We start from the raw sequence: 21,706 nt of genomic DNA on the forward strand, positions 1-21,706 counted from the left end.
GCGGGGCCGCTGTCGTCAGCGGGTGTCAGTGCAGCTCGGCCTCGTGCTCGACGTGTCCGGCGGGCTCGAGCTGGAAGGTGGAGTGCTCGACGTCGAAGTGCCCGGTGAGGCAGGTCTGCAGCGTGTCGAGGATCTGCGGGGCGTGGCCGTCGGTGAAGCACTCCTTCTCCACGACGACGTGGGCCGAGAGCGCCGGCAGGTTGGAGGTCACGGTCCAGACGTGCAGGTCGTGGACGTCGAGCACGTGGTCGTTGCCGAGCAGGTGGTCGCGCAGCTCGTCGAGGTCGACGTGCTCGGGCGCGGCCTCGAGCAGCACCCGGCCGGAGTCGCGCAGCAGGCTCCACGCGGCTCGGAGCATCAGCGCCACCACCAGCAGCGAGGCGATGGCGTCGGCCCGGGTCCACCCGGTGAGAAGGATGACGACACCGGCGACGGCCGTGCCGATGAAGGCGTAGAGGTCGGTCAGCACGTGCTGGTACGCACCCTCGACGTTGAGGCTCGTCCGGTTGGCCCGTGCCAGCACGGCAGTGGCGGCGATGTTGACGGCCACGCCGACGAGGGCGACCACCAGCACCGCCAGCCCCGCCACGGGGGGCGGATCGGCCAGCCGCTGCACCGCCTCGAAGGCGATGAGCGCGCTGACGACGAGCAGCGTGATGCCGTTGCCGGCGGCCGAGAGGATCTCCGCGCGCTTGAGGCCGTAGGTCCAGGCGCCGGCGGCCGGCCGCGCCGCGAGCCGCATCGCCCATAGCGACCCGGCGATGGCGCCGACGTCGGAGAGCATGTGACCGGCGTCGGAGAGCAGGGCCAGCGAGCCGGAGGCGATCGCCACCACGACCTCGGTGACGAGGAAGCCGCCGAGCAGGGCCAGCGCGACGACGAGGTAGCGGCGGTCCGCGTCGGCGGCGACGCCGTGGGAGTGGCCGTGGTGCCCGGTCCCGCTCTTGCCGTGGTCGCTGTGGTCGTGTGCGCGGCTCATCACGCACCCTCGTCCTGCGTGTGCGTCATGCCGATGTCCAGCAGCATCCGGACGTGGGCGTCCTCGAGCCGGTAATAGGCCATGCGGCCGCGCCGGCTCACCGAGACGATCCGGTGCGCCCGCAGCAGCCGCAGCGCGTGGCTGACGCCGCTCTCGCTCTGTCCCGTCGCGGCGGCGATGTCGCAGACGCAGAGCTCGCCGCCCTCGAGCAGGGCGATGACGAGCCGCAGCCGGCCGGGATCACCCAGCAGCGCGAAGACGTCGGCGGCGTCCCGGACGACCTCCTCGCCCGGCATGGCCGCCCTGACGTCGCGGACCCGCTCGGCGTCCACGACGCGGACGTCGCAGTCGTCCACGGTGATCGGTGTCGCCACGGCCGCCTCCCTTGTTGACATCTGAACAATCGTTCAGGCGTCGACTGTAGCGCCGAGAGGGCAGCGGAAACGAGGGGTGGGCCGAACCGGCAGCGGCCGCAGCTGGTGGTGCGGGTGGATCAGGCGGACTGCTTGGTGAGCAGCTGCTCGCGCTCCTCGACCGAGAGGCCGCCCCAGACGCCGTAGGGCTCACGGGCCGCCAGTGCCCAGCGCAGGCAGTTCTGGACCACGGGGCAGCCCGAGCAGACGGCCTTGGCCTGCATCTCGCGGCGTGCGCGTGAGGGGCCGCGCTCGTTCTCCGGGTGATAGAAGGTGGCGGTGTCCTTGCCGCGGCAGGCGGCATCGACCTGCCAGTCCCAGTCGCCCTCGCGCGGGGCGGGGAGCCGTCGAATCTCGGCCATGGCTGTTCGTCCTTCCGGACTCCGGGGACCACGCACCCGCATGCGTGGTCCGTCTGGGGAGTCCAAAGAGCGACCGGGCCAAAGGTAACGGCGGCTACACGAGATTCGGTCCGGTGAGCAACACCTGAGGGGACAAAAGCCGGCGATCCGGACGAACGTGTGCCCGGGGGAGGCGCCGCGGCAGTCGAGCCGCGGCCGGGTCAGGCGCGCTCGGTGAGCGCGTCCACGGCGTCGGCGTAGCCGCGGGCGTAGTCCCAGGTGACGTAGGCGTGCGGGTCGGGGGCGAAAGCCGGCTCGTGGACGTGGGTGCGTCCCTCGCCGAGCAGGGCACGCAGGTTGGCGGCCATGAGGTCCCAGCCGAAGAAGTGCTGCTCGCCGCAGTCGCCGCAGTCGACCACGATGCCGTCGACGCCCTGCGGCTCCAGGACGCTGCGGAACGCGCCGAGGTCGGTGAGGTCGGCCAGGACATCGGCCCGTTCGTCGTCGCTCAGCGGGGCCGGCGGCTCGTCACCGTCGAGCAGTGACGCCGGGTCGTCCGGGTCCCCCAGGAAGGGGTCCAGCGGGCCGTCGTCGAGGTTCATCGGGCACCGGTCGCTTCGGTCACGCGGCCCACGGTAATTCCCGAAGGCCCCGCCGCGCCAACCGGCTCACAGAGCTGGCACCACGAGCACGGGACGCTGCCGGCCGCTGCGTACGATGGCGTTTCGACGCGCTCCGCGGCGAACACCCGGCCAGCACAGGGAGTTCTCGTTGCCTGACGACTTCTCGTCCGACGATCTGTCCGCCGGTCTGCCGGCCAAGTTCGCGGCCGTCGGGCTCACCTACGACGACGTGCTGCTGATACCCGGCGAGACCGACGTCATCCCCAGCGAGGTCGACACCACCGCGCGGTTGACCCGCGAGATCGACATCGCCGTGCCGCTGTTGTCGGCCGCGATGGACACCGTCACCGAGGCGCGGATGGCGATCGCCATGGCGCGCGAGGGCGGCATCGGCGTGCTGCACCGCAACCTCTCCATCGACGACCAGGCCCGACAGGTCGACCTGGTAAAGCGGACGCAGACCGGTCGCATCCCCAACCCGGTCACCATCGGCCCGGACGCCACCCTCGAGGAGCTGGACGAGGTCTGCGGCGAGTACCGCATCTCCGGCCTGCCCGTGGTGGACGGCGACCAGCGGCTGCTGGGCATCATCACCAACCGCGACCTGCGCTTCGTGCCGGTGGGCGAGTGGGCCAGCACCAAGGTGAACGAGGTGATGACGCCGACGCCGCTCATCACCGCGCCGGTCGAGATCGGTCACGACGAGGCCACCGCGATCCTGCGGCAGCACAAGCGCGAGCGACTGCCGCTGGTGGACGCCGAGGGGCGCCTTGCCGGGCTCATCACCGTCAAGGACTTCGTGAAGTCCGAGCAGTTCCCGAACGCGAGCAAGGACGCCCACGGCCGGCTGATGGTCGGGGCGGCCATCGGTTACTTCGGCGACGCCTGGGAGCGCGCCACCACCCTCATCGACGCCGGCGTGGACGTCCTCGTGGCCGACACCGCGCACGGGCACGTCCGGCTGCTGCTGGACATGGTCGCCCGGCTGAAGTCCGATCCGGCCACCAGGCACGTCCAGGTGATCGGGGGCAACGTGGCCACCCGCTCCGGCGCGCAGGCCTTCGTCGACGCCGGCGCCGACGCGGTGAAGGTCGGCGTGGGGCCGGGGTCCATCTGCACCACCCGCATCGTCACCGGTGTCGGCGCGCCGCAGATCACCGCCGTCTACGAGGCCGCCCGCGCCTGCAAGCCCGCGGGCGTCCCGGTGATCGCCGACGGCGGACTGCAGTACAGCGGCGACATCGCCAAGGCCATCGTCGCCGGCGCCGACACCGTCATGGTCGGCTCGCTGCTCGCCGGCTGTGACGAGTCGCCGGGTGACCTGATCTTCGTCAACGGCAAGCAGTTCAAGAGCTACCGCGGCATGGGTTCGCTCGGTGCGATGAGCTCGCGCGGCAAGAAGTCCTACTCCAAGGACCGCTACTTCCAGGCCGAGGTCACCAGCGACGACAAGCTCGTCCCCGAGGGCATCGAGGGGCGCGTCGCCTATCGCGGTCCGCTCTCGGCGGTGGTCCACCAGCTCATCGGCGGGCTGCGGCAGTCCATGTTCTACGTCGGCGCCCGGACCGTCGGCGAGCTCGCCGACCGCGGCCAGTTCGTCCGCATCACGCAGGCCAGCCTGAAGGAGTCGCACCCCCACGACATCCAGATGACGGTGGAAGCGCCCAACTACTCGGCCTAATTGCTCCGCCTGGTACGGATCTTGTCTGGCCCGCTCACCGCGTTCGGGGCCGTCCTTCGATCCGCGCGCGAGTTCGGCTCACTCCGTTCGCCGTCGCGCAGGCGGGGTCGGGGCTGACCCACCCTCGCCCGGAGGGCTCGGCCGCGGCACCCCTCGCCGTGCCCTTCCGCCGGTACGGATCTTGTCTGGCCCGCTCACTGCGTTCGGGGCCGTCCTTCGATCCGCGCGCAAACTCGGCTCATTTCGTTCGCCGTCGCGCAGGCGGGCTCGGGGCTGACCCGCCCTCGCCCGGAGGGCTCGGCCGCGTCACCCCTCGCCCGGAGGGCTCGGCCGCGTCACCCCTCGCCCGGAGGGCTCGGCCGCGTCACCCCTCGCGTGCGTCCCCGGTTTGCACCCCGAAGCGCTGCTATCGGCCCCCTGCAGCTGGGCGTTGGCGACGCTGCCAGGTGCAAACGGGCGAGGGCGGCGCAGGGAGCGGGCCAGGCGAGCTCGTTACCGGCGGATCAAGAACAGCGGGTCAGAAGCTCTCGGGCGTGTCCTTGAGGTTGGCGCCGAAGACGGCGGCCTGGGTGCGACGCTGCATGCCGAGCTTGGCGAGCAGGCTGGAGACGTTGTTCTTCACCGTCTTCTCGGCGAGGAAGAGGCGCTCGCCGATCTGCCGGTTGGTGAGGCCCTCGGCGATGAGCGCGAGGATCTTGCGCTCCTGCGCGTTCAGGGACGCCAGGCGCGCGTCCTCCTGCTTGCCCTCGCGGATGCGGCGCAGCACGCGATCGGTGACCGACGGGTCGAGCAGCGACTGGCCGGCGGCGACCTGGCGGACGGCGTCGATGAGGTTCGAGCCGCGGATCTGCTTCAGGACGTACCCGGCGGCACCGGCGAGCACGGCGGCGAAGATCGCCTCGTCGTCGTCGTAGGAGGTGAGGATGAGGCAGCGGACATTCGGCTGCTCCTCGCGGACGGTGCGGCAGACCTCGATGCCGCTGCCGTCGGGGAGGCGGCCGTCCAGGATGGCGACATCGGGGGCGACGGCCGGGATGCGGCGCAGTGCCTCGGCGACGGTCCCGGCCTCACCGACGACCTCGAAGTCCTCGACGCTGTTGAGCAGCTCGGCCAGACCGCGACGCACGATCTCGTGGTCGTCGAGCAGGAAGATGCGCGTCACCGACGTCGTCGAATCCGCTGCCGTCATGGTTCGAGGTCTCCTCTGGGTGCTTCCGGCGAAAGCGTACGGGTCGCTCTGCCCGGTGTGGTGCGCCCGTGAGGGCATCGTCACGAACCTAGTCAGCGCGAGGGTTCGTGTCGATCCGCAGGGGGTACGGCGCGACGTCGAACCGCCTGCCGCAGGCTACCGCCGGACGTCCGCTTCGTCCCTTACCCCTGGCGGACAGCGGGCCCGACGCGGGGGAAGCGCGGTACCGGAGGTGAGTCCTCGGCCCCGTTGCGCAACCCGAAGACGCGTTCCCGCACCTCGTCGATCGTGTCGTCCAGGTCGCTGACGTGACGCGACAGCCGCTCGCCGACGCCCGCGGGCAGCCCGTCCAGGGCGGCGAGGCTGTGCAGTCCCATGCCGGTGGCGAAGAGCCGCTGGATGACGTTGTCCGACAGATCCTGGGCGAGCTGGTGACGCAGCTGCAGCTCGCGCAGCCGCGCCCCGTCGCTACGGGTGTCGTCGAGCTCGAGGGCCAGCGCGACCTGGTCGGCGAAGGACGCCAGCTGTGCCAGGTCGTCGGCGGTGAAGGGCTGCCGGTCGGCGGTCCGCAGCAGCAGCAGCGAGCCCCGCACGCCCTTGGCGTCCGACAGCGGGGCGACCAGCACCGGACCGAAGTTCTCGGCGTTGTCGAAGGTGGGGCTGGTCACGGCCGGGAAGTCGGGGCGCAGTACGCGCTCGCCGGCCACCAGCAGGGCGGCCAATCGGGACCGCTCGGGGTCGAAGACCCAGTTGCGGAAGCGTCCGGCACCGAGCCCGACCGTCTTCACGGCGCGGAGCACGCCGTCCTGGCCGGGGAGGGCGAGCAACCCGGTGTCGGCCCCGGCGGCGCTCAGCGCCTGGGAGACGATCTCCAGGACGAGGTCGACATCGGCCTCGGCGAGCAGGGCGCGGGTGATGTCGTGCGACGAGCGCGACCACTCGGCGGTCCGCCGGGTCTGCTCGTAGAGCCGGGCGTTGACGATGGCGCTGCCGGCGGTGACGGCCAGCGCGCTGACCAGGTCGCGGTCGTCGTCGGTGAAGGCGCCGTGCAGCGGATCGGCGAGGTAGATCTCGCCGACGGTCTCGCCGCGCGCGACGATGGGGACGACGAGGAAACTCACGCCCTCGGGCCGGAACGCCTCGGCCGGGTCGTGGCAGGGATCGGTGCCGTAGTTGCTTTGCACCAGCTGCTCGATCCGCTCGCCGGGGCCGATGGCGCCGAGGGCTCCGTAGCGGGCGCCGGCCAGCTCGCAGGCCGCCCCGACGATGCGCGTCAGCACGTCGGTGAGCGACAGGTCGCTGGCGATGACGGCCTGCGCCTCGATCAGCCGGCGCAGCCGGGCCGTCTCGGAGGTCGGGTGGGCGAGGGTCCCGGTGACCTGGTTGCCGTCGAGACCGGCATAGGGACGACGCGAGCGGCCGGGACCTCGCGGGCTGCGCGGAGCCTGGCGAGCGCTCACGTGGGGCGTTCGGTCGGGCGCTGCGGTCACAAGTCGACCTCGGGGATGTCGGGCGTTCGGGGGTGATCGCCGCACCGACGATTCCGGTTCCCCCGAACCGCGACGCTGGTGAGACCTGCTCACCTTGCCGGTCCACATCGACCGCACCGTCTGCAGGACGACCCGCGTCCGGCAGCCGTTGGTCCCGTCTCCGGCCGCTGCGAGCACCGACGGTGGGGTACGGCACACTCGGACGCATGCCCGAGACCGTCGAGATCGGCCTGGGCCGCAGCGCGCGCCGCGGCTACCACCTCAGCGAGATCGCCCTCGTGCCCACCCGGCGCACCCGGGGCTCGGCGATGGTGTCGACCTCCTGGCAGATGGACGCGCACGCCTTCGAGCTGCCCTTCGTCGCCGCGCCGTCGGACGCGGTCGTCTCCCCGGAGACGGCGGTCGAGATCGAGCGCCTCGGCGGTCTGGCCGTGCTGGACGGCGAGGGACTCTGGGCCCGTTACGAGGATGCTGCCGCGCAGCTGGATCGGCTCCCCGGCGACACCGCCGAGCTGCAGCGGGTCTACGCCGCACCGGTGGTTCCCGAGTTGCTGCGTCAGCGCATCGCCCAGCTGCGGGCCTCGGGTGTGCGGGTGGCGGTCCGGCTCTCGCCGCAGCACACCGCCGAGCTGGCGCCCCACGCGCTGGCCGCGGGCATCGACCTGCTCGTCATCCAGGGCACCGTGATCTCGGCCGAGCACGTGATGGCCGACGACGCCTCCGGCCTGAACCTCAAGACCTTCATCGCCGACCTCGACGTCCCCGTGCTGGTCGGCGGAGTCTCGAACTACCAGACCGCACTGCATCTCATGCGTACCGGCGCCGCCGGCGTGATCATCGGCTACGGCGCGCACCTGGGCTCCACCACGCACTCGATGCTCGGGATCGACGTCCCCATGGCCACCGCGCTCATCGACGCCGCCGCCGCGCGCCGGGACTACCTGGACGAGACCGGTGGACGGTACGTGCACCTGGTCGCCTACGGCGATCTCGCCACGGGCGGAGACGTCGCCAAGGCCTTGGCCTGCGGCGCCGACGCAGTCATGCTCGGTGAGCCGCTGGCCGCGGCGGCGGAGTCACCGGGCAAAGGCCGTTACTGGGACGCGACCGCCGCGCACCCGCGGGTGCCGCGCTCGGCCGTGGTGGACCTCGCCTTCGCCGACGAGCGGCCGTCGCTGGAGCAGCTGCTGCTGGGCCCGACCGATGACCCGTCCGGCGAGCAGAACGTCTTCGGCGCGGTACGGCGCGTCATGGGCAAGTGCGGGTACAGCACTCTGAAGGAATTCCAACGCGCGGAATTGATCGTCACCGGGGAGCGCTGACATCACCATGGCCAGGGAACTCAAGCTCGGTTACAAGGCGTCCAACGAGCAGTTCGCCCCGCGCGAGCTGCTGGACTACGGCGTGCTCGCCGAGGAGAACGGCTTCGACTCCGTCTTCATCAGTGATCACCTGCAGCCCTGGCGGCACGACGGGGGTCACGCGCCCTTCGCGATGACCTGGCTGGGTGCGCTGGGCGCTCGCACGGAGCGGATCACCATGGGGACCTCGGTGCTGACGCCGACCTTCCGCTACCACCCGGGGATCGTGGCGCAGGCCTTCGCGACGCTGGGCTGTCTCTATCCGGGACGCGTGATCCTCGGCATGGGCAGCGGCGAGTCGATGAACGAGGTGCCGCTCGGGGTGGAGTGGCCCGACGGCAAGGAGCGCTTCGCCCGCTTCCGCGAGGCAGTCAAGCTCATCCGCGAGCTCTGGCACGGCGAGCGCGTCACCTTCGAGGGCGACTACTACTCCACGGACAAGGCGACCATCTACGACCGTCCGGAGCAGGAGGTCCCGATCTGGCTCGCCTCCTCCGGCCCCGCCGCGACGCGTTTCGCCGGCCGGCAGGGCGACGGGTGGATCACCACCTCCGGCAAGGACCCGGCCCTCTACACCGACACGCTGATGCCGGCCATCGCCGAGGGCGCCGAGAAGGCCGGGCGCTCGACGGCCGACATCGACATGATGATCGAGGTCAAGGTGAGCTTCGACCACGACCGGGACGAGGCCATGAAGGCCACCCACTTCTGGGGCGCGCTGGGGCTGACGCCGGAGCAGAAGTCCGGCGTCGAGGACCCGGTGGAGATGCAGCGACTGGCCGACGCGCTGAGCGTCGAGCAGACCGCCAAGCGCTTCATCGTCTCGACCGATCCCGACGAGCACGTCGACAAGATCAAGACCTACCTCGACCTCGGTTTCAACCACCTCGTCTTCCACGCCCCCGGCCCCGACCAGGCCAAGTTCCTCAAGCTCTACGGCGACGAGATCCTGCCGAGGCTCCGCGCGTTGTAACGTGGGCGGCGGGCCCGGACGGGAAGTCCGTCCGACAGGGGCCCGGACGTGATCGACGAGGCGGAAGTCGCCGAATTCTGCAGGAGCACCGTGACTTCCGAGCTGTCCAGCGGCATGCGCCGCGCTCTGCGTCGCGCCCGTGACGGCGTCGCCCTCGACGCCGCCGAGGCCGAGATCCTTCTCGGCGCCCGCGGCGACGCGCTCGTCGACCTCTGCGCCTCCGCAGCGCGGGTCCGCGACCAGGGACTGGCCGACGCCGGCCGTCCCGGTGTCGTCACCTACTCGCGCAAGGTCTTCGTCCCGCTGACCAGACTCTGCCGCGACCGTTGCCACTACTGCACCTTCGCGACCGCGCCGCACAAGCTCGAGTCGATGTTCCTCAGCCCGGACGAGGTCCTCGCCATCGCCGAGCAGGGCGCGGCGTTGGGCTGCAAGGAGGCGCTCTTCACGCTGGGCGACCGCCCCGAGGACCGCTGGCCGCAGGCCCGCGAATGGTTGGACGCGCACGGCTACGACTCCACACTCGCCTACGTCCGCGCCATGGCGATCATGGTCCTCGAGAAGACCGGCCTGCTGCCCCACCTGAACCCGGGCGTGCTGAGCTGGGCGGACTTCCAGCGCCTCAAGCCAGTCGCGCCGTCGATGGGGATGATGCTGGAGACGACCTCGCGCGAGGTCTTCGACAACGGCGCCCACCGGGGTTCGCCAGACAAGGACCCCGCCGTCCGGCTGCGGGTGCTCGAGGACGCCGGCCGCTCGAACGTCCCCTTCACCACCGGCATCCTCATCGGCATCGGCGAGACCGTCGCCGACCGGGTCGAGTCGATCTTCGCGATCCGCCGCGTGGCACGCGCCTACGGCGGCATCCAGGAGGTCATCGTCCAGAACTTCCGCGCCAAGCCCGACACGGCGATGGCCCGGATGCCCGACGCCGAGATTGCCGAGCTCGCCGCGACCGTCGCGGTGACGCGACTGGTGCTCGGCCCGCGGATGCGCATCCAGGCGCCGCCGAACCTCATCGGCGAGGAGTACCGGCTGCTGCTGGGGGCCGGGATCGACGACTGGGGTGGCGTCTCCCCGCTCACCCCGGACCACGTCAACCCCGAGCGGCCGTGGCCCCAGATCGACGAGCTCGCTGCCCGATCAGCCGAGGCGGGCTTCGAGCTGGTGGAGCGGCTCACGGTCTACCCGCCCTACGTCACGGCGGGGGAGCCGTGGCTCGATCCCCGGGTGATGCCGCACGTGCAGGCGCTCGCGGGACCCGACGGCTTGGCGCGGGCCGACGCCGAGGTGACGGGCCGCCCCTGGCAGGAGCCGGAGGAGGTGTGGGACGCCTCCTCGGGGCGTACCGACCTGCACACCGCGATCGACAGCGAGGGACGGACCTCGGATCGGCGCGAGGACTTCGACTCGGTCTACGGCGACTGGGCCACGGTGGCCGAGGCTGCCGTGCGCATCGAGACGTCCTCCGGATACTCCGGCACGACCGCGCCCGTCCGGCTCGACGCCGACGTGGCGGCGGCGCTGCGCTCAGCCGAGCGCGACCCGGCCGGCATCAGCGACGACGAGGCGCTGGCGCTGCTGCACGCCGACGGCCCCGAGCTGGACGCGGTGGCGGCACTGGCCGACTCGCTGCGCGCCTCGGTCAACGGCGACGACGTCACCTACGTGGTGAACCGGAACATCAACTTCACCAACGTCTGCTACACCGGGTGCCGCTTCTGCGCCTTCGCGCAACGGCGGACCGACGCCGACGCGTACACCCTGTCGATGGACGAGCTCGCCGGCCGCGCCCGCGAGGCGTGGGAGCTGGGCGCCACCGAGGTCTGCATGCAGGGCGGTATCCACCCCGACATGCCCGGCACGGCGTACTTCGACATCGTCCGTGCTGTGAAGCAGGCGGTGCCGCAGATGCACGTCCACGCCTTCAGCCCGATGGAGATCGTCAACGGCGCCGCGCGGACGGGGCTGTCGGTGCGGGAGTGGCTGCAGACGGCCAAGGACGCCGGCCTCGACACCATCCCGGGGACGGCCGCCGAGATCCTGGACGACGACGTCCGATGGCTGCTGACGAAGGGCAAGCTGCCGGCGTCGGAGTGGATCGACGTGGTGACGACCGCGCACGAGGTGGGGCTCCGGTCGTCGTCGACGATGATGTATGGCCACGTCGACAACCCCGCGCACTGGCTAGGACATTTTCGCACTCTTGCGAGAATTCAGGACCGCACCGGTGGCTTCACCGAGTTCGTCGGCCTGCCGTTCATCCACACCAACGCGCCGATCTACCTGGCAGGTGTCGCCCGTCCCGGACCGACCCATCGCGAGAACCGGGTCGTGCACGCGATGGCGCGCATCCTGCTCCACGGCCGTATCGACAACATCCAGTGCTCGTGGGTCAAGCTCGGCGTCGACGGCTGCCGGCAGGTCCTCGCCGGCGGCGTCAACGACCTCGGCGGCACCCTGATGGAAGAGACGATCAGCCGGATGGCGGGGTCCCAGCACGGTTCGGCCAAGACCGTCGCCCAGCTGAACGAGATCGTCTCCGGCCTGCCGGGTCGGGTGGCCCGGCAACGCCTCACCGAATACCGCGAGGTCCCGGCCGAGCGGCTCGCCGCTGCCGCGAACTGGACCGGAGTGCTGCCCAGCCTGGCGTGACCCTCTCCCCGCCCGGAGCTCGGAGCGCGACCCGGCCTCGGGGCCGGACCCGGCCTTCGGGCGGACCCGGCCCCGGGGCGCTGCGGCTGGCCGACCGGCCATCGCCCGAGGTCCGGCAACGGGGACCGCCCGGAAGACAGACCTTTTTTGCTTCGGGTGTTCTGCACCCGAATTCGGGTGCAGAACACCCGAAGCAAAGAAGGGCTCAGCCCCAGCGGCCGTAGACCAGCCGCAGCACGGCCTCGACCACGTCGTCCACGGCGTGCTCGGCGTCCCGGTCGGTGGTGACGGCGGCATCGCCGGTCTCGCTGGTCACGCGCGCCATCCGGGCGTCGCGCAGGTCGAGGACGAGCTCGGCCAGCGTGGTCGCGTCGATTCCCTCCGGGGCGTCACCGGCGGCGCGGTCGCGGTGGATCTTGGCTGCGAGGCCGTCGACGAACCGGCTCCGTGCCCGGCTGGCGAACTGCTCGAGGGGCGGGTAGCGCTCGTCGTCCGCGGCGAGGGTGCAGGCCAGCACGGGGCCGTGCTCGCGCCAGACGGCCAGGACGGCGGTCACCTGCTCGCGCAGGACGCTCGGTGAGGGTCCGTCGGTGTCGAACCAGGCATGGGTCGCGCCGAAGTCGGCCCAGACCTGCTCGATGAGCGCGGCGAGGACGGCCTGCTTGGTCGGGAAGTAGAAGTAGAAGCCGGTGCGCGAGATCCCCGCGGCCGAGGCGAGATCGTCGATGGTGACGGCGCCGAAGGGACGTTGCCGGAGCAGCGCGCGGGCCGCGTCGAGGATCTGGGCCTCGCGACGATCGCCCTTGCTGCGGCCGCCGCGCCGTCGTACCCCGGCGGCGTCGTCGGTCTGCGCTGCGGTCACGCGGCCGAGAGTAGCCCGGTGTCCCGCGGGGACGCAGCGCGATCGACATCACGTCGGCAAAAATCGACACGATGTCAATTATTGGTCTACCGTCGCCGGGTGACCTCGCTTCGCGCCGCCGAGCCCAGCCCGCGGCTCGCTCCCACCCGCACCGCCTCACCCGCCGCCATCACCGCGACAGCGGCCGTGGCGGTGTTGCTGCTCTCGGCGATCCAGTCGGTGGTGATCCCCGTGCTGCCGCAGATCGGCACGCAGCTGCACGCCGGTGTCACCGCGACCGGCTGGGTGACGACGGCGACGATGCTCACGGCGTCGGCGGTGACGCCGCTGCTCGGCCGGCTCGGCGACGTCCGTGGTCAGAAGCCGGTGCTGATCGCCGCGCTCGTGCTGACGCTGGCCGGCAGCCTGCTCGCCGCCACCACGCACTCCATCGGCCTGCTCATCGTTGCCCGCGCGCTGCAGGGCTTCAGCTTCGGCCTCTTCCCGCTGGCAATCTCGGTCTTGCGCACCGAGTTGCCGCCGGCACGGCTCACCGGCGCCATGGCGATCACCGCGTCCGGCCTGGGCGTCGGCAGCGGCCTCGCGCTGGTGGCGACCGGGCTCCTCACCCGCGGCGACGCGGACTACCGCCGCGTCTTCTGGCTCTGCACGGTGCTCACCGTCGTCGTTCTCGCCCTCGTCACGCGGCTGCTGCCGGGCCGCCCCGGTCAGGGTGGCCGCGTCGACTACCTCGGTGCCGTGGTGCTGTCGGCCGGACTGGTGGCGCTGCTGCTACCGGTCTCGCAGGGACACGAGTGGGGCTGGAGCTCGCTGCGTGTCATCACCCTCTTCGTGGCCGCGGTGGTGCTGCTCGTCGGCTTCGTCGCGCTGCAGCGACGGACGCGGACCCCGCTCGTCTCGCCGGCCCTGCTGGGACGCCGTCCTGTCCTGGTCACCAACCTCACCGCGCTCTGCGTCGGCTTCGGCATGTTCGCCGTCTTCGTCGGCGCCACCTACTTCGTGCAGAGCCCCGAGGCACTCACCGGCTTCGGCTTCACCGCCTCGACGCTGGAGACGAGCGTCGTCTTCATGCTCCCCGGCGCGCTCGCTGGCCTGGTGGCCGGACCGATCGCGGGGCGGCTCGTCGCGGCGCTGGGGCCGCGCCGCGTACTCGTGCTGGCCTGCGGCATCGGCATCGTCGGCATGCTCGGGCTCGCCTTCCTGCACAGCGCGCGCGGCGAGGTGGTGGCTGCACTGCTGATCGCGAACGTCTCGATCGCGGTGGCCTATGCCGCCATGCCTGCACTGCTCGTCGCCTCGGTGGCCCATCACGAGACCGGCATCGCCAACTCGATCAACTCGATCATGCGGACCGTCGGCGGCGCCATCGGCAGTGCCCTGGTCGTCACCATCCTCGCCTCCGAGGTCGTCACGCACGCCACCCCGGCCGGACCGCTCGCCCTGCCGTCCGAGAGCGCCTACCGGCTGGTGTTCCTGCTCGGTGCCGGCTTCTTCGCCGTCAGCGCCTTGCTGATGACCTTCGCGATGCCGAAGGCGGGACGGCCGCTGTCCGCCCGTGCCCTCGCCGAGGACGAGGCGCTGGGCGCGGCGGGCGAGTTCGCCCTCACCTCCATCGACATCGACGCCGACACGGACATCGGTGCGGACACCGACGCCGGCGCAAGCGACGAGAAGCGTCGCGCCGGCACGTCCGCCTGAATCAGGCCGCGGCCGCCAGCGCGGGCAGCCGCAGCGTGAAGGTGGCGCCGTGCCCCGGCCGGGAGGTCACCTTGACCGTGCCGCCGTGCTGGGCGACGAGCTCGCGGACGATCGCCAGCCCCAGTCCGGAGCCGGGGACGCGGTCGGCGCGGGCACTGTCGGCGCGGTAGTAGCGCTCGAAGATCCGCTGCTGCTCGCGCAGCGGGATGCCGGCGCCGGTGTCGGTCACCGTGATCACGGCACTGCCCTGCTCCATGCCGGCGCGCAGCGTGATGGTGCCGCGCTCGGGCGTGAACTTGACTGCGTTGGTGAGGAGGTTGACCAGCACGCGGTCCAGCGCAACGGCGTTGCCGACGACCCGCGCCTCACCCAGGGCGGACTCCACCTGGAGCGTCAGCTGCCGACTGTGGGCCACCGGACCGAGCGCGCGGACGGCCCGGTCCACGACATCGGCCAACCGCACCGACTCGTGCCTGGCGGTGTCGACGCCCCGCAGCTCGACCAGGTCGTCGGCGAGGGCGTAGGCGCGCTGCACGTTCTCCTCGACGACGTCGAGCATCTGCCTCATCTCGCCGCTGAGCTCGCCGGCGTCGCCGGCCTCCAGCAGTTCGACGTACGCCCCGATCGTGGCCAGCGGCGTGCGCAGGTCGTGCGAGACCGCGGCGATGAGGTCGGTGCGGGGGACGTCGGGCTCGGCGTCAGGCAGCGGGACCACCGTCGGACCGGCGCTGTGGGCCCCGAGCTGCCACGCGGCGACGAGGGCGAAGGCGATCGCGGCGGCGACGGCCAGCACGGTGGTGGTCCAGCCGGGGGTGGTGATCGCGGCGACCGCGGCGGCGAGCGCGACGACGACGAGCAGCAGGACCAGCGGCCCCGGCCCCTGTCCGCGTCGGCCAACGCCGGCCCGACCGCCGTCAGCACCGGGCCGCCGCACGCGTCGTCGTGTCATCGGCCCCCCGCCTCGGCGTCGCATGTCGTCTCCTCCAGTGTCACATGGCGGCTCCGGCAGCCGACCGCGGGTTCGCGCGCTCCTCAGAACCAGTCGCGTTTCTTGAAGGAGAGATAGAGGGCGACCGCGATGACGACCATCACCACCGTGCTCAGCCAGAACCCCCAGTGCTGCGAGAAACCGGGGTAGGGCACGTTCTGGCCGAAGTAGCCGGTCACGGCGGTCGGTACCGCGATGATCGCCGCCCACGCCGTCAGCTTCTTCATGATCGTGTTCATGCGGTTGTCGGCCAGCTGCATGTTGGTCTCGAAGATGGACGTCACCATGTCCCGCAGCGAGTCGGTCCACTCCGAGGCGCGCAGCACGTGGTCGTAGAGATCGTCGTAGTACGGCGCGAGATCGGGGGAACGGTCGTCGGCGGTGGCGCGACGGCTGACGGTGTTGACCACCTCCCGCATCGGCAGGATGGCGCGGCGGGCCTGCACCAGGGAGCGTCGCAGCACGAAGGTCCGGTGCGAGACCTCGCGCGGCGAGCTCGCCGCGTCGTCGAAGAGGACGTCCTCGATCTCCTCGATCTCGTCGTCCAGTGACTGCACGCGGACGAAGTAGTCGTCGACGACCTGGTCCAGCAACCCGTGCAGCAGCGCCCGCGAGCCGTACTTGAGCAGGTCGTCGTTCTCGTCCCAGCGGCGGATGACGGAGTCGATGTCGATGCTGTCGTCCAGACGGACCGTGACGAATCCCTGGTGGGTGCAGAACACCGAGAACCGTCCGACCGCCAGCTGGCCCTCGGGTGTCGTCGTGACGGTGTACGCCGTGACGAAGAGGTGGGTCGCGAACCGTGTGGCCTTCGGACGCTCCTTCTCGGCCAGGGCGTCCTCGACCGCGTGCTGGTCGAGGCTGAGCTCCTCGGCGAGCTGGCAGACGGTCGCCTCGTCGGGTGAGACGAGATCGGCCCAGACGAGGGTGTCGGGCTGTTCGAGGTAGTCCGAGACCTCCTCGAAGGGGAAGTTCTCCCGTTCCAGGGTGCCGTTGCGCCACACCCTGGTGCGGATCCCGTCGGAGCTCATGCGCCCATTGTGGTGACCAGCCCCTGCCGAGCAGGTGAGGACGCGCGTACGTTCGAGGGATGGCGTGGACCGCGGAGGACCTGCCGGATCTCAGCGGCCGGACAGCCGTGATCACCGGAGCGAATTCCGGCATCGGGCGGCAGGCGGCTCGCGCGCTCGCCCGACACGGTGCCCGGGTGGTGCTGGCGGGACGGAACGAGAGCGCCGTCGCCACGGCCGCGGCGGAGCTGACTGCGGCCGGTCACCTCGCCGAGCCGGCCGTCCTCGACCTCGCCGACATGGCCTCGGTCCACGCCTTCGCCGACGGCTGGAGCGGGCCGCTGGACCTGCTGATCAACAACGCCGGCGTGATGGCGCCGCCCCGTCGCGCCAGCACCGTCGACGGCTTCGAGCTGCAGTTCGGGGTGAACCACCTCGGCCACTTCGTCCTCACCGGCATGCTGCTGCCCGCGCTGACCGCCGCCGGCAGCGCGCGGGTGGTCACCGTCAGCTCGATCGCGCACCGCAGTGGCGACGAGTCCGTGCTGGACGGCAACGCCGGCCCCTACGACGCCCAGCAGGCATACGGCAACTCCAAGCTCGCCAACCTGCTCTTCGCGCTGCAGCTGCAGCGCGAGCTCGCCGAGCGGGACTCGAGCGTCACCTCGACCGCTGCCCACCCCGGCGTCTCGGCGACCCGGCTCTTCACCAGCCGGCAGGGGATGGGCGCCAGCGCGGTGGTCCGGATCGTCGCGCCACCGCTGCTGCGGCTGGCCACCCAGTCCCCGACGGCAGGTGCGCGGCCGGTGCTCTACGCCGCGACCGTCGCCGAGCCCGGCTCCTACACCGGACCGCAGCGCTTCGGCGAGACCCGCGGACCGGTGGGGCGGGCGCGGCCCTCGCCGGCGGCCGCGGACGAGAAGCTGGCCCGCCGGCTGTGGCACGTCGGCGAGGAGCTCACCGGCTACCAGTACCCCTGGTGACCGTCCGGCTTCTCTAGACTCTGCGCGTGGACCAGGACCTCGTTCTCGTCGTCGACTACGGCGCTCAGTACGCCCAGCTGATCGCGCGGCGCGTCCGCGAGGCGCACGTCTACTCCGAGATCGTGCCGAGCAGCATGCCGGTCGAGCAGATGCTGGCCCGCAAGCCGAAGGCGATCATCCTCTCCGGTGGGCCGTCCTCGGTCTACGTCGACGGCGCACCCCGCACCGACCCGGCCCTCTTCGACGCCGACGTCCCCGTCTTCGGGATCTGCTACGGCTTCCAATCCATGACGCTCGCCCTCGGCGGCGAGGTCGCGCACACCGGCGGCTCGGAGTTCGGCCGCACCGGGCTGACCGTCGTCGATCCCGGCGTGCTGCTGCGGGGGCTGCCACCGGCACAGCAGGTGTGGATGAGCCACGGTGATGCCGTGACCCGGCCGCCGGACGGCTTCACCGTCACCGCCGCCACCACCGGTGCACCGGTCGCCGCCTTCGAGCACGTGGACCGGCGGCTGGCCGGCGTCCAGTTCCACCCCGAGGTGCTGCACACCGAGCACGGCCAGGCCATGCTGACGCACTTCCTGCACGACATCGCCGGGCTGCGGCCGTCGTGGACCGAGGCCAACATCATCGACGACCAGGTCGAGGCCATCCGGTCCCAGGTCGGCGGCAAGCAGGTCATCTGCGCCCTCTCCGGCGGCGTCGACTCGGCCGTCGCCGGCGCCCTCGTCCAGCGGGCGATCGGCGATCAGCTCACCTGCGTCTTCGTCGACCACGGCCTGCTGCGGGCCGGCGAGGCCGAGCAGGTCGAGCGGGACTTCGTCGCCGCCACCGGCGTCAAGCTCAAGGTCGTGGACGCCACCGAGCAGTTCCTCTCCGCGCTCGCCGGCGTCAGCGACCCGGAGACCAAGCGCAAGATCATCGGGCGCGAGTTCATCCGCTGCTTCGAGGCAGCCGCGCGCGAGATCGTGGCCGAGGGGGAGGCCGTCGACTTCCTCGTGCAGGGCACGCTCTACCCGGACGTCGTCGAGTCCGGCGGCGGCGAGGGTGCGGCCAACATCAAGAGCCACCACAACGTCGGCGGACTGCCCGACGATCTGCAGTTCGCGCTGGTCGAGCCGCTGCGCACGCTCTTCAAGGACGAGGTCCGCCGCGTCGGCGAGCAGCTCGGCCTGCCGCCGGAGATGGTGTGGCGCCAGCCCTTCCCCGGCCCCGGCCTCGCGATCCGAATCGTCGGCGCCGTCGACGCCGAGCGGCTGGAGATCCTGCGCCGCGCCGACGCCATCGCCCGCGCCGAGCTCTCCGCCGCCGGCCTGGACCGTGACATCTGGCAGTGCCCGGTCGTGCTCCTCGCCGACGTCCGTTCGGTGGGCGTCCAGGGCGACGGGCGCACCTACGGCCACCCGATCGTGCTGCGGCCGGTCTCCAGCGAGGACGCCATGACCGCCGACTGGACCCGGGTTCCCTACGAGGTCCTGGAGAAGATCAGCACCCGCATCACCAACGAGGTCCGCGAGGTGAACCGGGTCGTCCTGGACGTCACGTCCAAGCCGCCGGGCACCATCGAGTGGGAGTAGACCGAGCGGGAGACCCCGAAATTGCAGGGTCAGATTAGCATCGGTCGTACTCGGGGAATCCCTTTGAGTCCGAGCCGCCTGGGCGTGCCAACATCAACGGGTGGCCGAGAGCATGGGGTTCTTCTCAGAACGCGAGCGAGAGAACGACTTCCTCTGAGAGGTGCTGACCTGGGACTATGCGCGTCGAGCCGAGACGCTAAAGAGCACGCGTGAACTGCTAATGCTCGGAGGAGCAGATGCGCCTCCGAGCCGAGGCCGTCCGTCGTGCGCACCAGCGATGCTGACAAAGTCTGGCCCAGGCGCGGGTCGTCATCGGCGACTGCAAAGAAGACTACAACCACGGCCAAAGGCACAGCTCGCTCGGCGACCGGGGCCTAGCGGTCTATCCTGCAGCCGCCACCCATTGTTGATCGACTCTCGCCGTCCCAAATGGATCAGTTCTCGGGTCCGGCCAGTGGCGTCACGTGGCGATACGTCGTCATCATCGCGGAGCTAGGACCGCTTGAGCCACTTCTCTACCTGCTGACGACGAGTGCGTGTCGATTGGATGAGCGCCGCTAGTAACAACACTGCGCCAGCCCCGTACGCGGCGGTAAGTTGGATCCAGTAGTGGTGCGCCACTGCGCTAGTGACGCCAACAACCATGTATGCAACTGCCACGACGCTCGCGATGATCGATAGGTTCGCCAACCTGCGATTCTGCTGTTCGCGCTGCCTCTCGCTGTCGTCCGCTGGCCGTGCTACGCCAACAAACGCTCGGTTCTGCCGCCGGATGCTTTCCCCTTGTTCCTTTTCTCGCACCCAGGGAAGTCCGGCCGCGAATACCCCTGCGGCTAGCGCTGGAAGGAGTACCGCAACGATGCCCCATGTCAAAGTTGGCGAGAATGGGACGGCGACGAAGATGGCGGGAACGGTAGCCACCGCAAGTGGGCTTGCAATCCGTGCGGAGGTCCGCATCTTGAAACCGACACCGCTACCGAAGCTGGCTCGTTCGACGACTGTCTGTCGCCGTTCTCGGGCAACCGCGAATAGGTGGAGGGCGACGTACCCGCCTAACGTGAGGCCAAGCAAGGTCCGGGTCGTTGTGCCGATCGGAACCGGCGCGGTGGCGTCCCCGCTCGCCGGACTGGCCGTGATCCCGCGAATAACCAAGATGACCGACAGTGCCAATGACAGCAGCGCGAACGTAAGTACGGCGACGGCTTCCTTCGTCTGCTGGTACTTGAAATCGGTACGCACAGCGAGGTTGTGTGTCTCGCGCACGAGGGCGCCGCGCCGTTCACGGATGAGCTCGGACGCGGAGCCATCCCACTTGCGGTACCACTCTTGCGGCGAGCTACTCGCAATCTCTGTGAAGTAGATGGGGCTGACCGTGCCTACTTTGCCTGCGTATCTGATCGGCGGCATCGCCGACTTCGTCCCGCCGGGGTACCGAAGAGGAGTTGTCAGGCTGGTGATCAGCATGACTACCGAAGCAACGACGCCGACCAGGAAGACACCAAGCACCACAAGCCCTAGCGGGGGGCTAACGCCGTCACCTAGGGCGAAACGCGTTCGTATGCCAGCCGCTGCGTCCAAATTCCCTAGGGCCAGTGAGCCTGCGGTCAGAAACGCGATAGCGCTGAGCAGTCGGTTGATCTTGTCGTCCTGGTGCTTAGTTGCGTCCAGTACCTCCTGATAGGTAAACCTCAAGAGCGCGTCTACGGCCTTGTCGTCGTCGGGGTCAGTCGATCCCCGAAAGCCGCCGGGGTCGGTGGGGTCTCCGGGGTCTCCGGGGTCTCCGGGGTCTCCGGGGTCTCCGGGGTCAGCCGCTTCCGGGGGGTCAGCCGGGTCGCGAGGCCCAGCCGCTTCCGGGGGGCCGGCGGGATCGCAGGGGTCAGCGGCATCGCCGGGACCGCTCACCGGCTCTTCACTGCCTGTAGCCGAGGCGTCATCGGTGGGCGGCGAGGACGACATGATCGGCAGGATAGCGCCGCCACGCCCCGCGTCTCGGCAACTTGTCGGTGGTCCGAGGACAATGCTCTGTAGTGTCCGTGCACGAGGCACGTCTCAAGCGATCCGAGGAGCGACATGCCCATCTCTGCTGGCGGCGGCATCGCGGATGTTCTCCAGTCAGCCCGACCGGCGAGCTGGACTGAACAGGAAGCTACTGGTCAGGCTCGGATCCTGGTCGACGCGATCGACACGGTGCTGCACGGGGCCCGCAGGGCCGTTTATGTCAGCACGCCGATCACCACGGGTCCTGAGTTCGTGCGGTGGTGGCGGGCGAGTTCGGTTCCTGAGCGCTCAGACGAGGCGACGCATCGGCGTGCCTTGAAAGCTGTGATGGAGAAGAACATAAGCGCGGTGCGCCCGCTCGTTGACCGAGTCGAGGCGGCGTTCCGGGCGCCCGTCATCGATCCGACTCGCTTGGACTCCATTCCGGGTTGGAGTCAGCCGGACTACCACCGGTTCTGGGTGGAAGTGATTGACAGGTTCGTGACTACGGTGATCTTCGCTGACGGATGGCCGTACAGCAGCGGATGCGCTCTGGAGTATGCGGCGGCGCGGTCAGGTGGCCTGCCAACCCTCGACTCTGAGCTGAGCGTTATCACGCCGGGGACCGCTTGCAAGGCGTTGACACAAGCCGTGAACGACATCGAGGACAGTGGTCTCGACGCCGCCGCGCAGCGATCCGCCCTGGCTTCGCTCGATGATCTTGCTCAAGTCGGTGCAGTCGGCAGCCGATGAGGTCGGATGTGGTGGAAGCAAACTTGCTCAAGGATGATCGACTAGATCAGCTGGCCGACCGTGGCAACGTTGCCCGGTTCGTGAGTTTCGCTCCCGGAGTCAGCCCTGTGGTCAGACGGTTTCGTGTGGACTCACTGGCTGAGGTCGATGTGT

General features: G+C 70.5%; 18 protein-coding genes and 1 pseudogene. 9 read left to right on the forward strand and 10 right to left on the reverse strand.

The genetic code is table 11. The features are described from left to right. Window positions 1-25: 25 nt before the first annotated feature. The 4 genes from AC0NZQ_RS05435 to AC0NZQ_RS05450 form a co-directional block, all read right to left on the reverse strand. Complete coding sequence (locus AC0NZQ_RS05435) at window positions 26-979, reverse strand: cation diffusion facilitator family transporter (RefSeq protein ID WP_474528628.1); 954 nt, start codon at window positions 977-979, stop codon at window positions 26-28. Further along, on the reverse strand, window positions 979-1,374 hold the full coding sequence (locus tag AC0NZQ_RS05440; RefSeq protein ID WP_474528629.1) for an ArsR/SmtB family transcription factor: 396 nt from the start codon (window positions 1,372-1,374) through the stop codon (window positions 979-981). The genes AC0NZQ_RS05435 and AC0NZQ_RS05440 overlap by 1 nt, the downstream gene beginning before the upstream one ends. A 98-nt stretch (window positions 1,375-1,472) precedes the next feature. After that, window positions 1,473-1,754: a WhiB family transcriptional regulator gene (locus AC0NZQ_RS05445; RefSeq protein WP_474528630.1), complete on the reverse strand. Its 282-nt coding sequence runs from the start codon at window positions 1,752-1,754 to the stop codon at window positions 1,473-1,475. Window positions 1,755-1,954: 200 nt separating this feature from the next. Then, entirely contained in the window at window positions 1,955-2,335 is a 381-nt protein-coding gene (locus AC0NZQ_RS05450; RefSeq protein ID WP_474528631.1) for a DUF5319 domain-containing protein, read from the reverse strand. Between the two features lie 115 nt (window positions 2,336-2,450). Here AC0NZQ_RS05450 and guaB point away from each other — a divergent pair, with 115 nt between their 5' ends. Next, on the forward strand, window positions 2,451-4,037 hold the full coding sequence (gene guaB, locus AC0NZQ_RS05455) for an IMP dehydrogenase (protein WP_474528632.1): 1,587 nt from the start codon (window positions 2,451-2,453) through the stop codon (window positions 4,035-4,037). 517 nt (window positions 4,038-4,554) lie between these two features. Here the strand turns inward: guaB and AC0NZQ_RS05460 are convergent. Both AC0NZQ_RS05460 and AC0NZQ_RS05465 read right to left on the reverse strand, forming a co-directional pair. Then, window positions 4,555-5,226 (reverse strand): response regulator, encoded by a 672-nt coding sequence (locus tag AC0NZQ_RS05460; RefSeq protein ID WP_474528634.1) that lies wholly within the window; start codon window positions 5,224-5,226, stop codon window positions 4,555-4,557. A gap of 182 nt (window positions 5,227-5,408) precedes the next feature. Beyond that, window positions 5,409-6,686, reverse strand: coding sequence for a GAF domain-containing protein (locus tag AC0NZQ_RS05465; protein ID WP_474528635.1), 1,278 nt, complete (start codon window positions 6,684-6,686; stop codon window positions 5,409-5,411). 236 nt (window positions 6,687-6,922) lie between these two features. Here AC0NZQ_RS05465 and AC0NZQ_RS05470 point away from each other — a divergent pair, with 236 nt between their 5' ends. The 3 genes from AC0NZQ_RS05470 to AC0NZQ_RS05480 all read left to right on the forward strand — a co-directional run bounded on the left by AC0NZQ_RS05470 (window position 6,923) and on the right by AC0NZQ_RS05480 (window position 11,705). Then, on the forward strand, window positions 6,923-8,038 hold the full coding sequence (locus tag AC0NZQ_RS05470; RefSeq protein WP_474528636.1) for a GuaB3 family IMP dehydrogenase-related protein: 1,116 nt from the start codon (window positions 6,923-6,925) through the stop codon (window positions 8,036-8,038). Window positions 8,039-8,045: 7 nt separating this feature from the next. After that, window positions 8,046-9,050 (forward strand): glucose-6-phosphate dehydrogenase (coenzyme-F420), encoded by a 1,005-nt coding sequence (gene fgd / locus AC0NZQ_RS05475; RefSeq protein ID WP_474528637.1) that lies wholly within the window; start codon window positions 8,046-8,048, stop codon window positions 9,048-9,050. A gap of 114 nt (window positions 9,051-9,164) precedes the next feature. Beyond that, entirely contained in the window at window positions 9,165-11,705 is a 2,541-nt protein-coding gene (locus AC0NZQ_RS05480; RefSeq protein ID WP_474529431.1) for a bifunctional FO biosynthesis protein CofGH, read from the forward strand. A 205-nt stretch (window positions 11,706-11,910) separates the two neighbouring features. Here the strand turns inward: AC0NZQ_RS05480 and AC0NZQ_RS05485 are convergent, their stop codons facing one another. Further along, the gene (locus AC0NZQ_RS05485) at window positions 11,911-12,567 is read right to left on the reverse strand and encodes a TetR/AcrR family transcriptional regulator (RefSeq protein ID WP_474528638.1); all 657 of its coding nucleotides are present in this window, start codon (window positions 12,565-12,567) and stop codon (window positions 11,911-11,913) included. 99 nt (window positions 12,568-12,666) lie between these two features. Here AC0NZQ_RS05485 and AC0NZQ_RS05490 point away from each other — a divergent pair, with 99 nt between their 5' ends. Continuing rightward, entirely contained in the window at window positions 12,667-14,265 is a 1,599-nt protein-coding gene (locus AC0NZQ_RS05490; protein WP_474528639.1) for an MFS transporter, read from the forward strand. 1 nt (window position 14,266) lies between these two features. On the opposite strand, the gene AC0NZQ_RS05495 is transcribed toward AC0NZQ_RS05490, so the two are convergent. After that, complete coding sequence (locus AC0NZQ_RS05495) at window positions 14,267-15,214, reverse strand: sensor histidine kinase (RefSeq protein WP_474528640.1); 948 nt, start codon at window positions 15,212-15,214, stop codon at window positions 14,267-14,269. An 83-nt stretch (window positions 15,215-15,297) separates the two neighbouring features. Further along, window positions 15,298-16,284 (reverse strand): magnesium transporter CorA family protein, encoded by a 987-nt coding sequence (locus AC0NZQ_RS05500; protein WP_474528641.1) that lies wholly within the window; start codon window positions 16,282-16,284, stop codon window positions 15,298-15,300. Between the two features lie 59 nt (window positions 16,285-16,343). On the opposite strand from AC0NZQ_RS05500, the gene AC0NZQ_RS05505 reads away from it, so the two are divergent. From AC0NZQ_RS05505 to AC0NZQ_RS05515, 3 genes and pseudogenes are all read left to right on the forward strand, one after another. Further along, window positions 16,344-17,246 carry an oxidoreductase gene (locus AC0NZQ_RS05505; protein ID WP_474528642.1) on the forward strand — a complete coding sequence of 301 codons (903 nt, stop codon included), beginning with the start codon at window positions 16,344-16,346 and terminating at the stop codon, window positions 17,244-17,246. Window positions 17,247-17,272: 26 nt separating this feature from the next. After that, a complete protein-coding gene (gene guaA, locus AC0NZQ_RS05510) occupies window positions 17,273-18,823 on the forward strand; it encodes a glutamine-hydrolyzing GMP synthase (protein WP_474528644.1) in 1,551 nt (516 codons plus the stop codon). A 287-nt stretch (window positions 18,824-19,110) separates the two neighbouring features. Next, window positions 19,111-19,233, forward strand: a pseudogene (locus tag AC0NZQ_RS05515) (integrase core domain-containing protein); the annotation flags it as partial. Between the two features lie 82 nt (window positions 19,234-19,315). Here the strand turns inward: AC0NZQ_RS05515 and AC0NZQ_RS05520 are convergent. Further along, the gene (locus AC0NZQ_RS05520) at window positions 19,316-20,779 is read right to left on the reverse strand and encodes a Pycsar system effector family protein (protein ID WP_474528645.1); all 1,464 of its coding nucleotides are present in this window, start codon (window positions 20,777-20,779) and stop codon (window positions 19,316-19,318) included. Between the two features lie 114 nt (window positions 20,780-20,893). Between AC0NZQ_RS05520 and AC0NZQ_RS05525 the strand changes: the two genes are divergently transcribed. Continuing rightward, window positions 20,894-21,553 (forward strand): hypothetical protein, encoded by a 660-nt coding sequence (locus AC0NZQ_RS05525; RefSeq protein WP_474528646.1) that lies wholly within the window; start codon window positions 20,894-20,896, stop codon window positions 21,551-21,553. Window positions 21,554-21,706: the final 153 nt, after the last annotated feature.

The sequence above is a fragment of the Jatrophihabitans sp. sgz311053 genome (assembly GCF_056135305.1).